This is a genomic window from Bacillus sp. RZ2MS9 (assembly GCF_001816185.2).
In the GTDB taxonomy this organism is placed as follows: domain Bacteria; phylum Bacillota; class Bacilli; order Bacillales; family Bacillaceae_G; genus Bacillus_A; species Bacillus_A cereus.
This window is the reverse complement of record NZ_CP049978.1, coordinates 4,070,600-4,085,798: the sequence shown is the minus strand read 5'-3', so window position 1 is coordinate 4,085,798 and position 15,199 is coordinate 4,070,600. Positions and strand designations below refer to the sequence as shown.

Here is a 15,199-nt window from a genome sequence, read left to right as displayed (position 1 = left end):
GAAGATGAGCGAATATATTGTAGTGAAATGCGGCGGTAGTATGTTGAATCAATTAAATGATGTGTTTTTTGATTGTATAAAGAAATTACAGCAGAAGTATAAAGTAGTGATTGTCCATGGTGGTGGGCCAGAAATTGATGCCAAATTAAAAGATTGTAACATCAACGTAGAAAAAAGAGATGGATTACGCGTAACACCAAAAGAAGTTATGGATGTTGTTCAAATGGTGCTATGCGGAAGTACGAATAAAAAACTCGTAATGAATTTACAAAAGCATAATTTACTTGCGGTAGGTTGTTCAGGGTGTGACGGCAATTTACTTCAAGTTCAACCTGTCAGCGAAGAGATAGGATATGTGGGGGAAGTAAGTTATGTAGAAACAGCCTTATTAAAAGGATTAATAAATATGGAGTATATTCCTGTTATTGCTCCAATCGGGATAAATGGTAATGAAATTTATAACATAAATGCGGACAATGCTGCAGCTGGGATTGCGGCTGCGTTAGGGGCAAAAGAGCTTATTTTTATTACGGATGTAGATGGAATATTACATGAAGGGAATTTGGTAAAGGAAACGGATGAATCTGAAATTGCTACTTTTATAGAAACAGGTGTTATTACAGGTGGGATGATTCCGAAAGTACAGGCGGCACTAGCATCATTAAAAATGGGAGTGCAAAAGATAAGTATTGTGAATGGTACAAAAGATTTTACTGAGGTTACGGGAGAGTGTATTGGAACGACGGTAACGAAAGGTGTGAGTATTGCATGACGAGTCATCTTTTTCAAACGTATGGCAGAAGAACTATTGAGTTTGTAAAGGGAACTGGAACGAAAGTTAATGATAATGACGGTAAGGAATATTTAGATTTCACATCAGGAATTGGCGTATGTAATTTAGGACATTGTCACCCTACTGTTCTCAAAGGTGTACAAGAGCAACTTGATGATATATGGCATATATCTAACCTGTTTACAAACAGCTTGCAAGAAGAAGTTGCGTCATTATTAACAGAAAATAGAGCATTAGATTATGTGTTTTTCTGTAATAGTGGGGCAGAGGCAAATGAAGCGGCTTTAAAGTTAGCACGTAAGCATACTGGAAAATCTCTCGTCGTAACATGCCAGCAGTCTTTTCACGGTAGAACATTTGGAACGATGAGTGCAACGGGCCAAGATAAGGTAAAAGAAGGATTTGGTCCATTACTTCCATCTTTTTTACATATCCCTTTTAACGATATTAAAGCATTAGAGGAAGTAATGAATGAAGAAGTTGCGGCGGTAATGGTAGAAGTTGTTCAAGGAGAGGGAGGAGTAATACCTGCTGATCTATCTTTTTTGAAAGAGATTGAAACATTATGTAATAAGTTCGGTTCCTTATTTATTATAGACGAAGTACAAACGGGGATAGGAAGAACTGGAACACTATTCGCTTATGAACAAGTGGGAATAGAGCCTGATATCGTTACCGTTGCAAAGGCGCTTGGGAATGGGATTCCTGTCGGAGCGATGATTGGCCGGAAAGAGCTCGGAGCGTCGTTTCCTGCAGGATCACACGGTTCAACTTTTGGCGGGAATTACATCGCGATGGCTGCAGCGAAAGAAGTATTGCAAGTAAGTAAAAAACCATCGTTTTTAAAAGAAGTACAAGAAAAAGGCGAGTACGTATTAGAGAAGTTGCAAGAGGAATTACAGCATGTCGAATGTATTCAAAATATACGTGGTAAGGGGCTTATGATTGGGATTGAGTGTAAGCGTGAAGTTGCAAGTTTTATAGAACAACTAGAAAACGAAGGACTTCTCGTATTACAAGCAGGTCCTAATGTGATAAGACTATTACCGCCACTCATTGTCACGAATGAAGAGTTAGAACAGGCAGTATATATAATAAAAAAAGTAGTTTGTACAAAAAACGTATCAATCATATAAGGGGGAAGTTTCATGTCAACTGTACAAGTACCGAAATTAAATACGAAAGATCTTTTAACACTAGAAGAATTAACGAAAGAAGAAATTATTTCTTTAATTGAGTTCGCTATATATTTAAAAAAGAATAAGCAAGAGCCTTTATTACAAGGCAAAATATTAGGGCTTATTTTTGATAAGCATTCAACTCGTACTCGTGTATCTTTTGAAGCAGGAATGGTACAGCTCGGGGGACATGGTATGTTTTTAAGTGGGAAAGAGATGCAAATGGGAAGAGGAGAAAGCGTTTCAGATACTGCGAAAGTATTATCGCAGTATATTGACGGAATCATGATACGTACATTCTCACACGCGGATGTAGAAGAGCTTGCAAAAGAATCGAGTATTCCTGTTATTAACGGTTTAACGGATGATCATCATCCTTGTCAAGCATTGGCAGACCTTATGACGATATACGAAGAAACAAATACATTTAAAGGAATAAAATTGGCTTACGTAGGTGACGGAAATAATGTATGTCATTCATTGTTGCTAGCGAGTGCAAAAGTCGGAATGCATATGACTGTGGCAACGCCTGTAGGGTATGAACCGAATGAAGAGATTGTAAAAAAAGCGTTAGCAATTGCCAAGGAAACAGGAGCTGAAATTGAAGTTTTGCATGATCCTGAATTAGCGGTGAATGAAGCAGATTTCATTTATACTGACGTTTGGATGAGCATGGGGCAAGAGGGCGAAGAAGAGAAGTATACTTTATTTCAACCTTACCAAATCAATAACGAACTTGTTAAGCATGCGAAGCAAACATATCGTTTCTTACACTGTTTACCTGCCCATCGTGAAGAAGAAGTAACAGGAGAAATTATAGATGGACCGCAGTCTATCGTCTTTGAGCAAGCTGGTAATCGATTGCATGCTCAAAAAGCGTTATTAGTGAGTTTATTTAAAAATGTAGAAGAGCCTTCCTAAAAGGGAGGTTTTTTTATATTAAAATGTCGGATGTATATTTGGTTAACCATTTCGATATCATTTATAATAAAAGAGAAAACTAAATTTGTTTTTCAGAGTGTGTAAGGACATACTACATATAAAAATATAGTTAAAGAGATGATGAGGGTGAAAACAACTAAGAAAACATATTCGTTTTTCCAGCGGATGTGGAGAATATTAAAGTTTCAATATTATAAGTTGCTTCGATCGCCAGAAGGCGCAAAGAAAGTATCGTTAGGGTTTGCTATAGGATTCGGCTTAGAAATGTTAGTCATTTATACGGCATCGCTCGTATATGTAATATTTTATCCAATCGTCAGGTTAGCAAAGGGATCTTTTCCTGCGGCAGTTATTGGCAATATTATTGGGAAAATATCGTTTCTCCCAGTATTTTTATTTCCGCTTGCGTATGCGCTAGGAAAAATGATTTATCCATTTCATGTACAGAAAATTCATCATGAACCATTTACGATATCGGACTTGTTTTCAAGTCACATTTTTACGATATTAAAGAGCTTATTACAAAGTGAAGTGTATGTATTAATTGGAATGACGATTTTAGGAGTTGTGTTTGGTCTCATTTCATATTTCGTTGTGCATTATTTATACGAAAAGAACCGTAAGTTACGTTTGAAGAAAAGGAAGAAACGAGTGAGAGAACCACTTGTACAATTATAAACAATGTCACATTCATTTTCTCCTTTGAATATGTTTAAGAAAAAGGAGGAGAGGATAATGTATTATTATTACGTACCTCAAGTATATCCATATGTAAATTATTATCCGGTTTATGATACGAGTAGACAATACGAATTATATCGGCAACAACAATTACAGCAATTATCACAAATACCACAATTACCAACACAACAGCCTACACAGGAAAAAAAACCATATTTAACAACATGGCCATATTCCAATGTATACTATGGTAATTATTACGAATCATAAAGCTGCTTCTATTTAGAAGCAGCTTTATACGTTTGTTTTCAAAATTAAATTTTGAATGGTTTGAAGAGAATGAATGAGCTTTTCGCGCTCTTCCTCAGATAATGTTTGGAAATTTTCTTTTAGTTTGTCTAAAATGAATTGCTGATACTGATTTACTAATAATTTCCCTTCAGCTGTTAGGGAAATTAAAATGACCCGTCGATCTTTTTCGCTATAATGACGCTCTATTAGTTCTTCTTGAATAAGTTTGTTTAATAGAGGTGTCATGTTAGGCCGTGAAATCGCTAGCCGCTTGCCGATTTCGGAAACTGCTAATGTGCCGTTTTCATGCAAAAGCAGTAATACTTGTGTATGTGATGGCGGCATATGTCTTTGAGAAGAAAATTCTCCAGGAAGCATAAATTTGCGATAAAAAAGAGGCACTAGCGAAAGAAGATGATCAACAATACGTTCCCACTCGCGTGATTCCATATAAAGGCCCCCTTCCACTATCATTGTAACAAAAAAGACATGTTATAAAAATAGAATTGTTTTATGGTCGCTTTAATATTTGTAGGATAACACTTGCTTTGTAAATGTATTGGCAATAATTGCATAGCCGTTATCATTTGGGTGTACTTGGTCAAATAATAACTCTTTTTTATCATTCGATATTAATTTGCGAATTGGTAAAACGATAGATGGTTGATTTGCTTTGGAAATGGAATAAACAGATTCATTCCAGCCATCTAAAAACATATCTGCATAACTTGCGATGGAGTCATCGAGTTGTAACGGGTTATAGAGTTCTGAGAGAATGAGTAAAGCGTCCGGATTTTGATCTCGAACTGTCTTTACAATACTTTTTATATCCGCTTCAAAATGGGCTTTTTCTTTATTTAACATTTTTATACCATCTATAACACCAACATCACGATTTAAACGAAATAAATTATTTCCTCCAATATTAATTGTAATTATATTTGCTGCTCTAATTTTTTCCTTTACATCTTCTGATTGAACTTTTTTAGCGAGACGATCTGTTGTAAGACCGTTTACCCCAAGGTTTTCTACTGTAATTGGTTTATGAATTTGTGCTTCTATTTGCTTAGAAGCTAATTCAGCAAATCCACCTTGTGTCGATCCATATCCTTTAGCGAGTGAATCACCTAATACAAGATGATAAAAAGATTCGTTTGTTTGCTTATCAATCCAATTTGGGGCAGATGTTTTTTCTGTTTTTTCTTCAGATTCATTTTGTTTTGTCTCGTCGTTCTTTTCAAAATAAGAATAAGAAATGATCAGAAGGAGGAGACAAACAATTGTTAAGATGACTTTTTTCATAAATTCATCCTCCTTGTAATTGGTAATTGTATCATATTCAGCAGTATTAGCAATGTAAGGGCATATTATATGTTTATGAAAAGTTTATAATAACTTTACAGAAAATTTGTTGAAGTTTGTCAAAAAATATTGACGATAGGAAAGAACTTTATATATGATAATGTCAGATAAGGTGAAACTTTAATGAGTGGGAGCTTTATTTCCTATTAATTAATAGTCTTCATCAATCGGGCGTTTAAGGGGACTACTCGTTAGCGCAGGGTGAAATGAAAATTGTGTCTCTAATAGAAGAAAAAAGGTATGTGGTTAGAGACAGATAGGGATTCATTTCATTATTTCTGGTAATTGTATAAGGGGGATTTTTTGTGAAAAAGTCAAAAAAAATGCTAGCTGGAGCAACTCTTGCTATTGGTGTTATAGCGCCGCAAGTATTGCCAGCAACAGCTCATGCGGATGAGCAAACTAGGGAGAGTACAGTTAACTTACGAATTCTAGAAACATCAGATATTCACGTTAACTTAATGAATTACGATTATTATCAAACGAAAACAGATAATAAAGTAGGTCTCGTACAAACTGCAACACTCGTTAATAAAGCACGTGAAGAAGTGAAAAACTCTGTCCTATTTGATGATGGGGATGCATTACAAGGGACACCGCTTGGAGATTATGTAGCAAATAAAATAAAAGATCAGAAGAATCGTGTGGATCCTAGTTATACACACCCATTATATCGTGTAATGAATTTAATGAAGTATGACGTCATCTCTCTTGGGAATCATGAATTTAACTACGGTTTAGATTATTTAAAGAAAGTGACTAGTAAAACAAAAATTCCGGTTATTAACTCGAATGTCTACAGAGATGACCATGATGGTAATGATGAGAATGACGAGCATTACTTTGATAGACCATATCATATTTTAGAGAAAGAAGTAGTGGATGAAGCAGGCCAAAAACAAATAGTGAAAATTGGTGTAATGGGATTTGTTCCACCACAAATTATGAATTGGGATAAAGCGAATTTAGAAGGACAAGTTAAAGCGAAAGATATAGTTGAAACAGCGAAGAAAATGGTACCAAAAATGAAAGCAGAAGGTGCAGATGTTATCGTTGCACTAGCTCATTCCGGTGTTGATAAAAGTGGATACAACGTTGGTATGGAAAACGCGTCGTATTATTTAACAGAGGTTCCTGGCGTAAATGCAGTATTAATGGGACATTCACATACTGAAGTGAAGGATGTATTTAATGGTGTTCCAGTTGTAATGCCGGGTGTTTTTGGTAGTAACTTAGGTATTATTGATATGCAATTGAAAAAGGTAAACGGAAAATGGGAAGTGCAAAAAGATCAGTCTAAGCCGCAACTTCGTCCGATTGCTGATAGTAAAGGTAATCCATTAGTAGAATCTGATCAAAAATTAGTTAATGAAATTAAAGATGAACATGAAAAGACAATCGAATATGTAAATACACATGTAGGTGAAACGAAAGCACCAATTAATAGTTATTTTTCATTAGTACAAGATGATCCTTCCGTACAAATTGTGACAAATGCGCAAAAATGGTATGTAGAACAAGAACTTAAAAAACCAGAGTACGAAAAGATTAAAGATATTCCGGTTTTATCTGCAGGCGCACCATTTAAAGCAGGTGGCCGAAACGGTGCTACATATTATACGGATATTCCAGCTGGAACGTTAGCAATTAAAAACGTTGCAGATTTATACGTGTATCCAAATACGTTATATGCTGTAAAAGTAAATGGGGCACAAGTGAAAGAATGGCTTGAAATGTCTGCAGGTCAGTTTAATACAATTGATCCAAAGAAAACAGAAGAACAGCCATTAGTAAATATAGGCTATCCTACATATAACTTCGATATTTTAGATGGCTTAAAATACGAAATTGATGTAACACAACCGGCGAAATACGATAAAGATGGAAAAGTTGTAAATGCAAATACGAATCGTATTGTAAATATGACATATGAAGGTAAGCCAGTAGCTGATGATCAAGAGTTCATCGTCGCTACAAATAACTATCGTGGAAGTAGTCAAACGTTCCCAGGTGTAAGTAAAGGGGAGGTTGTATACCAATCACAAGATGAAACACGTCAAATCATTGTGAAGTATATGCAAAAAATAAAAAATATTGATCCAGCAGCTGATCAAAATTGGACGTTTAAACCGATTGTTGCAGATAAATTAAATACAACATTTGATTCTTCACCAAATGCACAAAAGTATATAAAGAAAGATGGGAACATATCATATGTTGGACCATCTGAAAATGAATTTGCTAAATATGCAATTGATATAACGAAGAAAAATGATGATAAAGAAACTGGTGAAGGAAATCCAACGACACCGCCAACAGGTGGGGGAGAAAATCCAACAACACCGCCAACAGGTAATGGAGAAAACCCAACACCACCAACAGAAGAAGGTAATAATGGTAATGAACCAAAACAAGATGGAAACAATACTGGATCTGGACAAACTACAACAGATGATCAAAATACAAAAGAAACAACAACAACTGTAAGTGAAAATAAAGAAGCTGAAAAAGATGAACGTGATTTACCGAAAACAGGTGCAAGTATTGCTTCTACAATTGGAGCGGGTCTTGCGTTTGTTGGAGCGGGATTACTTATGTTATTTAGAAGAAAGAAAGCGAATAGATAGTCGAGAAATATAAAAAGGATTACCGATTTGGTAATCCTTTTTATTATATTATGAAACTGGTACTGCTTTTTCTTTTTTCCATGAAAGGCCGAATCCAGTAAAGCCGACGATAATGGTTACGACTGGACATGCTAAACAGAAGATTGCGTATGGCAGGTAATCGAATGTTGGAACGCTAAGAACGTTTGTTAAGAATACGCCACTTACACCCCATGGTACGAGTGGATTAATTACTGTACCAGCATCTTCTAATACTCGTGATAAATTACGACGTTCTAAACCGACTTCATCGTATTTATTAGCAAATGCTTGTCCTGTTAAAACGATGGATAAGTACTGCTCACCGAGTAAGAAGTTTACACCAATTGCAGTTGAAGCAGTAGAAATAATTAAGCGTGTACTAGTTTTTACGAAGCTAGAGATAATATTCATCAGCTGCGCTATAATACCCATTCCTTGTAATAATCCTCCCATACAAAGAGCTAGGAAAATAAGAGCAATTGACATCATCATACTTTGCAGGCCACCGCGAGATAATAAGCTATCAATATCTTTGATACCAGTTTTAGAAACGTAACCGTCTTGCATAATTTTTATTAAATCAGCTAAAGAAGTGCTAGGTTTAAAAATAAAGAGAATAATAATCCCTACCACAATTCCTGCAAGTAATGTTGGAACTGCGGGTACCTTTTTAAATGCGAATAGGAACAGTAATAAAATAGGAATCAGTGTAACGATAGAAATCGTTGCATTTTTTTCTAATGTGTTAATAAATGCTGAGAAATCAACGTTTCCACCAGATCCGCTTCCTAAAATGAAAAATGCGATAAAAGCAATAATGAAAGCTGGCACTGTTGTCCAAAGCATGTTACGAATATGTTCAAATAAATCTACACCCGTTACAGCAGGCGCTAAGTTTGTTGTATCAGATAAAGGAGACATTTTATCTCCGAAGAATGCCCCAGAAATAATTGCCCCAGCAATAAGAGCTGGATCGTATCCAAGGGCAGTACCCATTCCCATAAAGGCAAGTCCTACAGTTGCAGCAGTTGTAAATGCACTACCGATACTCGTTCCAACAATTGCACAAACAACAAAAACAGTTGGAACGAAAATTTTTGGAGATACAAGTTGGAAGCCGTATACCATTAAAGTTGGAATAGTTCCAGCTGCGATCCAAATGCTAATTAATACGCCTACAAGTAAGAAAATAAATATAGATGGAATACCAGCTGAAATACTACTTATCATTCCTTTTTCCATAGTAGACCAATCAATTTTTTTCATAAATCCAAACGCTAATAAAAGAACGATGCCAAATAAAATCGGGATGTGTGGTGAAACTTCTAATTTGATAACACTAAAGCCAATGCAGAAAAAGATAAAAATTGTTAAAAGAACAGACTCAATTTTTGAAACCATTGTTTTCCCCTCCTAAGTAATGTGAAATAGCTCTTTTTTATATAAAATTCGCCAATATTGTATATTTCCTTCTAAAATTTAGAATTTTGTGACAAATTACCGGTAATTGTTTGTTCTTCTATATGATACGGAAAAGATTGGATAAAAAAACGTCCCTGCATATAATTATGCAGGGACGAAGAAATCGCGGTACCACCCTAGCTTGTGAAATGAATGTATCACAAAATAAAGGGTCATATGATATGCGCTTATAAAATAAAAAACGCCCCTGCAATATATGCAGGGACGAAAAATTCGCGGTACCACCCTAAATTGTGAAACAGTGTCGTTTCACCACTCTTTAGACATAACGGTCTATAACCGTCTTTCACTACTCCTCACGTTTCGTAAAAGAAGCTCCAGGGGGTAATTCATAATTCGCTCTGTACTGGTTCGCACCGACCACCAGCTCTCTGAAATCAGAAATCGAAATACTACTAAATCCTATCAACGCCGATTCATATGATGTTAGTTAAATTTTTATCATATTTTCATCTTACATGTCAATAAAAATATTAAATGTTTTTTTAGGGGAATAAAGGATAATTGTTTTTAATGCTGTAAAAATGTACGTTATAATGAATTTGAAAGGGGGAGGAAAGAGTGAAGAAAAAAATAATTCTTTTTACCACTTTATTAGTTATTGGAGGAAGTGCTGGAATTTACACAGCTTTTGCGGCTGAATCAGAGCAGCTGAAACAAAAGCAAATACAACAATCAGAAGTGAAGAAAGTAAAAGAAATAGAAGAGAAGAAATCAATGGAAAAAGCAGCAGAGAAACTAGGAGTTTCTACAGAGGGAAAAACAAAAGAAGAGGTTACGAAAGAAGTAAATACGGCTAGGTTTGAGAAGCGTCATGATTTATTAATTGAGCACGCTAAGCAACTTGGAATTGATACAGAGGGGAAAAAAGATGAAGAAATTATTTTAGAAATTGGAAAGATACAGCATGGAAAGTAGAACAACTTATCGTATGATAAGTTGTTCTTTTTTAAGAACTATTTGATTTTAAAATAATTGACAGTCATTCAGATTTAATGTTAACTATATTTATAAATAAGTTGACATTAGGGGTGGCAATTGTGACAATAAATAGTAAAACGATTGAAAAATCATCTTATACATATGAAGAATTAGCAGAGAAAAATAAAGCTTACGTATGGCACCCATTTACACAAATGAAAGATTATTTAGAAGAAGATCCTGTCATTATTGAACGTGGAGAGGGAAGAAAGCTATACGATGTAAATGGTAATGAATATTGGGATGGTGTTTCATCAATATGGTTAAATGTTCACGGACATCAAGTACCGGAATTAGATGAAGCAATTCGTGAGCAATTAAATAAAATTGCTCATTCTACTATGTTAGGACTTGCTAACGTTCCATCTATTTTATTAGCAGAAAAAATTATTGAGGTTGTACCAGATGGATTGAAGAAGGTATTCTATTCTGATTCAGGTTCTACCGCTGTTGAAATTGCAATTAAGATGGCTTTCCAATATTGGCAGCATAAAGGGAAACGAAAGAAACAAAGATTCGTTACATTAAAAGAAGCATATCACGGTGATACAATTGGAGCTGTTTCAGTAGGAGCAATAGACTTGTTTCACCAAGTGTATAGTTCGCTCTTATTTGATGCGATTAAAATGCCGTATCCATATACATATCGTTCTCCTTACGGGAATAATAGGGAGGAAATTGTAAAAAGCCATTTAGAAGAAATGGAAGAATTGTTGAAAGAAAAGCATGAAGAAGTAGCTGCCATCATTGTGGAGCCATTAATGCAAGGTGCTGGCGGGATGATTACAATGCCAAAAGGATATTTAAAAGGACTGCGCGATTTATGTACTAAGTACAAGGTATTATTTATTACAGATGAGGTAGCGACTGGATTTGGGCGTACAGGGAAAATGTTTGCGTGTGAACATGAAAATGTGACGCCAGACATTTTAACTGCTGGGAAAGGTTTAACAGGTGGATATTTACCAATTGCAGTTACGGTAACGACGGATGAAATATATAATGCCTTCTTAGGAGAATATGAAGAACAAAAAACATTTTTCCATGGACATAGCTACACAGGCAATCCGTTAGGGTGTGCCGTAGCAATCGCGAATTTAGAGCTATATGAAAAAACAAATTTAATAGAAGAAGTGGCACGTAAAACGGATTATGTGGCAGCGCAATTAGAAAAGCTCTTTGCGTATAAACATGTAGGTGATATTCGTCAGTGCGGATTAATGGTTGGTATTGAGCTTGTGAAGAATAAGGAAACGAAAGAAGCGTTTGACTGGACAGAAAGAGTCGGTGTTCAAGTATGTAAACGCGCAAGAGAGCTGGGTATGATCTTACGACCGCTCGGTAATACGATTGTATTTATGCCACCTCTTGCTTCTACAATTGAGGAGATTGATGATATGTTACGTATTTTGTATAAAGCAATCTCGGATGTTACGGAGGGAGAATAATGAGCGGTTTTTTTATAACAGCAACAGATACTGAAGTGGGGAAAACTGTCGTTGCCGGTGCATTAGCCGGTGTATTTAGAGAATTGGGATATAACATCGGAGTATATAAACCGTTGCAAAGTGGGCATGTTGCATCAAACCCTGAGGGAGATGCGGCAAGGTTAAAAGCATTATCAGGTGTGCCGACACAAGAAAATGAAATTTGCCCTTATTCTATTGAAGAACCACTTGCTCCGAGACTTGCCATGAAAAGAGCTGGAAGAGTAGTAAAGTTAAAAGAAATTACTGATTACTATAATGAACTATTAAAAGAGTTTAATAGCTTATTTGTAGAAGGGGCAGGTGGGCTTGCTGTCCCATATACAGAAGATGCTTTAGTAATTGATTTTGCAAAAGAATTACAGTTGCCTCTTATTGTAGTAGCTCGTCCTACATTAGGAACAGTAAATCATACAGTGTTAACGATTGCTTACGCAAAGGCGCATGGCTTAACCGTAGCGGGTGTCATTTTATCAGGTTGCAAAGAATGTGAAATGGAAAGAGTGCAAGAAAATAAAGAGATGATTGAAGAGCTGAGCGGGGTACCAGTTTTAGGATTATTACCATTCTTTGAAGGTGAGTTTACGAAAGAAGAAGTATTAGAATCTGCAAAAGAACATATTATGATTTCAAAATTAGAGGAGTTTATCCAAAATGAATCAAACGTGGCGGGCGCACCTTCAATGTAAATTACAACAATTACATGAGCAAGGGCAGTATCGTGATTTGCATGTAACAGAGAAGGCAGAAGAGACTTGGCTTATTCGAGATAAAAAAAGGATGTTAAATTTAGCGTCAAATAATTATTTAGGGTTAGCTGGAGATGAAAGGTTAAAAGAAGCTGCTATTGCCTGTACAAAAAGATATGGAACTGGAGCGACTGCCTCTCGTCTCGTTGTAGGAAATCATCCATTATATGAAGAGGTTGAGAGAAGCATATGTGAATGGAAAGGTACTGAAAGAGCTTTAATCGTAAATAGTGGGTATACGGCAAATATAGGTGCCATATCTTCTTTGGCCTCTCGGCACGATATTGTTTTTAGTGACAAGTTAAATCACGCAAGTATTGTTGATGGAATCATATTAAGCGGGGCAGAGCATAAAAGGTATCGTCATAATGATTTGGATCATTTAGAGAAGCTGTTGAAAATGGCTTCGCCTGAAAGCAGAAAATTAATCGTAACGGATACCGTTTTTAGTATGGATGGTGATACTGCGTATTTGAGAGATTTAGTACAGCTGAAAGAGAAATACGGGGCAATCATTATAGTCGATGAAGCACATGCGAGTGGAATATATGGAATCGGCGGAGCTGGGTTATCTCATATAGAAAAAAATCTTGCTCAAAAAATTGATATACATATGGGGACGTTTAGCAAGGCTTTAGGGTGTTATGGTGCGTATTTGACAGGTGATGAAATTTATATAGAGTATTTACAAAATATGATGAGAAGCTTTATTTTTACTACAGCTTTACCACCAAGTACGTTAGGAGCAGTGCAAAAAGCAATTGAAATTGTAAAAGAAGATAATGAAAGAAGAGAGAACCTTATAGCAAACGGAGAATACTTCAGAACTAAATTAAGGGATGCTGGTTTTGATATTGGGAATAGTTCAACTCATATTGTACCGATTGTAGTCGGTTCAAATGAACATGCTTTACGATTTAGTAAAAGGTTGCAAGAGGCAGGGATTGCGGCCATTGCAATTCGTCCGCCAACTGTGCCGGTTCATAGTTCTCGAATTCGCTTTGCAGTTACATCGCAACATACAATAGCTGATTTAAAATGGGCTATTGACCGAATTATTCACATTGCGAAAGAAGAGGAGATTTTCGTATGAACGAGCTAAAGATTATTTTTATCCCCGGATGGGGAATGGAAGAGAATATTTGGGATTTAGTACTTCCGTATTTTAAAGGATATCCTGTTCAATGCATAGATTGGCGTAATGTGAAAGAACGAAGTGAATTTGCGGAACGAATTATAGATGTAGCGCATAACGACAACGTAATTTTAGTTGGATGGTCACTAGGAGCGTTAGCAGCAGTTGAAGCTTATAAAAAGATTCAGGCAAAAGGCATCGTATTAATTGGTGGGACTGCTAAATTTACAAATACGAGCGACTATAGTAATGGATGGAATGCTTTGCATATAGAACGGCTGAAAAGGAATTTGGCGAGAAGGAGAGAGGATACGCTCAAGCGTTTTTATGAAAATATGTTTACGAAAGATGAGCTAAAAGGGAATAAAAACTTTGAAGACATTGTAGACCGTTTTAAAGGTGATTCTATTCAGTCTTTACAACTAGGTTTGGATTATTTAATAGAAACAGATATGAGAGAAGAACTAAAAGAAATTAAAGTACCTATACTACTTATTCACGGAGAACAGGATGTAATATGCCCATTGTCTGCGGCACGTAGTATGACGGAGAATAGCAGCAGCGAGCTGAAAGTAGTAAGTGAAGCAGGGCATGCATTATGTGTAACGAATTTTGAATATTGTGCAAATGAGATAATTCAATTTGTAGAGGGGATACGACATGATCAACAAAACGTTACTACAAAAACGGTTTAATGGGGCAGCCGTATCTTACGATCGATATGCAAATGTACAAAAAAAGATGGCACATTCATTACTTTCAATCTTAAAGGAACGATATAGTGAAACGGCATCAATACGTATTTTAGAACTGGGATGCGGGACGGGGTATGTAACAGAACAATTATCAAAGTTATTTCCGAAAGCACATATTACAGCAGTTGATTTTGCTGAAAGTATGATTGCGATTGCGCAAACTAGACAAAATGTAAAAAATGTAACGTTTCACTGTGAAGATATTGAGCAATTACGATTAGAAGAATCATATGATGTCATTATTTCAAATGCTACATTTCAATGGTTAAATAATTTACAACAAGTGTTAAGAAATTTATTTCAACATTTGTCTATAGATGGGATATTACTCTTTTCAACGTTTGGACATGAAACATTTCAAGAATTGCATGCTTCGTTCCAACGTGCGAAAGAAGAAAGAAATATAAAAAATGAAATATCGATTGGTCAACGTTTTTATTCAAAAGATCAGTTGCTTCATATATGTAAGATAGAAACAGGGGATGTGCATGTTTCTGAAACATGTTACATAGAGAGTTTTACAGAAGTTAAGGAGTTTCTGCATTCTATTCGAAAAGTAGGAGCAACTAATAGCAATGAAGGATCATATTGTCAAAGTCCCTCACTCTTTCGTGCGATGCTACGCATATACGAAAGAGACTTCACGGGAAATGAAGGGATAATGGCAACGTATCATGCTTTATTTATACATATAACAAAAGAGGGGAAGAGATGA

At 35.8% G+C, this 15,199-nt stretch carries 15 protein-coding genes and 1 other annotated feature; of the genes, 12 read left to right on the top strand and 3 right to left on the bottom strand.

The window, feature by feature from the left end; genetic code table 11:
* Positions 1–4: 4 nt before the first annotated feature.
* From argB to BHV55_RS20695, 5 genes are all read left to right on the top strand, one after another.
* The gene (gene argB / locus BHV55_RS20715) at positions 5–772 is read left to right on the top strand and encodes an acetylglutamate kinase (RefSeq protein WP_000006081.1); all 768 of its coding nucleotides are present in this window, start codon (positions 5–7) and stop codon (positions 770–772) included.
* Positions 769–1,929, top strand: coding sequence for an acetylornithine transaminase (locus tag BHV55_RS20710; RefSeq protein WP_070184372.1), 1,161 nt, complete (start codon positions 769–771; stop codon positions 1,927–1,929). The genes argB and BHV55_RS20710 overlap by 4 nt, the downstream gene beginning before the upstream one ends.
* A 12-nt stretch (positions 1,930–1,941) precedes the next feature.
* Positions 1,942–2,892, top strand: coding sequence for an ornithine carbamoyltransferase (gene argF, locus BHV55_RS20705; protein WP_000108852.1), 951 nt, complete (start codon positions 1,942–1,944; stop codon positions 2,890–2,892).
* 138 nt (positions 2,893–3,030) lie between these two features.
* Positions 3,031–3,591: a DUF2062 domain-containing protein gene (locus tag BHV55_RS20700; protein ID WP_002005691.1), complete on the top strand. Its 561-nt coding sequence runs from the start codon at positions 3,031–3,033 to the stop codon at positions 3,589–3,591.
* A gap of 57 nt (positions 3,592–3,648) precedes the next feature.
* Positions 3,649–3,864 carry a hypothetical protein gene (locus BHV55_RS20695; protein WP_000291957.1) on the top strand — a complete coding sequence of 72 codons (216 nt, stop codon included), beginning with the start codon at positions 3,649–3,651 and terminating at the stop codon, positions 3,862–3,864.
* A 24-nt stretch (positions 3,865–3,888) separates the two neighbouring features.
* Here BHV55_RS20695 and BHV55_RS20690 read toward each other — a convergent pair whose 3' ends face one another.
* Together BHV55_RS20690 and BHV55_RS20685 are read right to left on the bottom strand one after the other, a co-directional pair.
* Positions 3,889–4,335, bottom strand: coding sequence for a MarR family winged helix-turn-helix transcriptional regulator (locus BHV55_RS20690; protein WP_000445819.1), 447 nt, complete (start codon positions 4,333–4,335; stop codon positions 3,889–3,891).
* 72 nt (positions 4,336–4,407) lie between these two features.
* Entirely contained in the window at positions 4,408–5,187 is a 780-nt protein-coding gene (locus BHV55_RS20685; protein ID WP_000755850.1) for a GDSL-type esterase/lipase family protein, read from the bottom strand.
* 365 nt (positions 5,188–5,552) lie between these two features.
* Here BHV55_RS20685 and cpdB point away from each other — a divergent pair, with 365 nt between their 5' ends.
* Positions 5,553–7,874 carry a bifunctional 2',3'-cyclic-nucleotide 2'-phosphodiesterase/3'-nucleotidase gene (gene cpdB / locus BHV55_RS20680; RefSeq protein ID WP_061138965.1) on the top strand — a complete coding sequence of 774 codons (2,322 nt, stop codon included), beginning with the start codon at positions 5,553–5,555 and terminating at the stop codon, positions 7,872–7,874.
* 48 nt (positions 7,875–7,922) lie between these two features.
* On the opposite strand, the gene nhaC is transcribed toward cpdB, so the two are convergent.
* Positions 7,923–9,296, bottom strand: coding sequence for a Na+/H+ antiporter NhaC (nhaC, locus tag BHV55_RS20675; RefSeq protein WP_000253716.1), 1,374 nt, complete (start codon positions 9,294–9,296; stop codon positions 7,923–7,925).
* Positions 9,297–9,574: 278 nt separating this feature from the next.
* Positions 9,575–9,795 (bottom strand) — a binding site (T-box leader).
* A gap of 143 nt (positions 9,796–9,938) precedes the next feature.
* On the opposite strand from nhaC, the gene BHV55_RS20670 reads away from it, so the two are divergent.
* The 6 genes from BHV55_RS20670 (at position 9,939) to bioC (ending at position 15,199) form a co-directional block, all read left to right on the top strand.
* Positions 9,939–10,295 (top strand): hypothetical protein, encoded by a 357-nt coding sequence (locus BHV55_RS20670; protein WP_000726902.1) that lies wholly within the window; start codon positions 9,939–9,941, stop codon positions 10,293–10,295.
* Between the two features lie 77 nt (positions 10,296–10,372).
* The gene (gene bioA, locus BHV55_RS20665) at positions 10,373–11,806 is read left to right on the top strand and encodes an adenosylmethionine--8-amino-7-oxononanoate transaminase (RefSeq protein ID WP_070756943.1); all 1,434 of its coding nucleotides are present in this window, start codon (positions 10,373–10,375) and stop codon (positions 11,804–11,806) included.
* Positions 11,806–12,534, top strand: coding sequence for a dethiobiotin synthase (gene bioD / locus BHV55_RS20660; RefSeq protein ID WP_000012496.1), 729 nt, complete (start codon positions 11,806–11,808; stop codon positions 12,532–12,534). Before bioA ends, bioD begins: the two co-directional genes overlap by 1 nt.
* On the top strand, positions 12,500–13,687 hold the full coding sequence (gene bioF, locus BHV55_RS20655; protein ID WP_001077290.1) for an 8-amino-7-oxononanoate synthase: 1,188 nt from the start codon (positions 12,500–12,502) through the stop codon (positions 13,685–13,687). Before bioD ends, bioF begins: the two co-directional genes overlap by 35 nt.
* Complete coding sequence (locus tag BHV55_RS20650) at positions 13,684–14,424, top strand: alpha/beta fold hydrolase (protein ID WP_070756942.1); 741 nt, start codon at positions 13,684–13,686, stop codon at positions 14,422–14,424. The genes bioF and BHV55_RS20650 overlap by 4 nt, the downstream gene beginning before the upstream one ends.
* Positions 14,390–15,199 carry a malonyl-ACP O-methyltransferase BioC gene (bioC, locus tag BHV55_RS20645; RefSeq protein ID WP_000608906.1) on the top strand — a complete coding sequence of 270 codons (810 nt, stop codon included), beginning with the start codon at positions 14,390–14,392 and terminating at the stop codon, positions 15,197–15,199. The genes BHV55_RS20650 and bioC overlap by 35 nt, the downstream gene beginning before the upstream one ends.

Bases quoted from the DNA above. Each gene is read 5' to 3' on its own strand.
- argB (WP_000006081.1), top strand. From the start codon at position 5: ATGAGCGAATATATTGTAGTGAAATGCGGCGGTAGTATGTTGAATCAA.
- BHV55_RS20710 (WP_070184372.1), top strand. From the start codon at position 769: ATGACGAGTCATCTTTTTCAAACGTATGGCAGAAGAACTATTGAGTTT.
- argF (WP_000108852.1), top strand. From the start codon at position 1,942: ATGTCAACTGTACAAGTACCGAAATTAAATACGAAAGATCTTTTAACA.
- BHV55_RS20700 (WP_002005691.1), top strand. From the start codon at position 3,031: ATGATGAGGGTGAAAACAACTAAGAAAACATATTCGTTTTTCCAGCGG.
- BHV55_RS20695 (WP_000291957.1), top strand. From the start codon at position 3,649: ATGTATTATTATTACGTACCTCAAGTATATCCATATGTAAATTATTAT.
- BHV55_RS20690 (WP_000445819.1), bottom strand. From the start codon at position 4,335: ATGGAATCACGCGAGTGGGAACGTATTGTTGATCATCTTCTTTCGCTA.
- BHV55_RS20685 (WP_000755850.1), bottom strand. From the start codon at position 5,187: ATGAAAAAAGTCATCTTAACAATTGTTTGTCTCCTCCTTCTGATCATT.
- nhaC (WP_000253716.1), bottom strand. From the start codon at position 9,296: ATGGTTTCAAAAATTGAGTCTGTTCTTTTAACAATTTTTATCTTTTTC.
- bioA (WP_070756943.1), top strand. From the start codon at position 10,373: ATGTTAACTATATTTATAAATAAGTTGACATTAGGGGTGGCAATTGTG.
- bioD (WP_000012496.1), top strand. From the start codon at position 11,806: ATGAGCGGTTTTTTTATAACAGCAACAGATACTGAAGTGGGGAAAACT.
- bioF (WP_001077290.1), top strand. From the start codon at position 12,500: ATGAATCAAACGTGGCGGGCGCACCTTCAATGTAAATTACAACAATTA.
- BHV55_RS20650 (WP_070756942.1), top strand. From the start codon at position 13,684: ATGAACGAGCTAAAGATTATTTTTATCCCCGGATGGGGAATGGAAGAG.
- bioC (WP_000608906.1), top strand. From the start codon at position 14,390: ATGATCAACAAAACGTTACTACAAAAACGGTTTAATGGGGCAGCCGTA.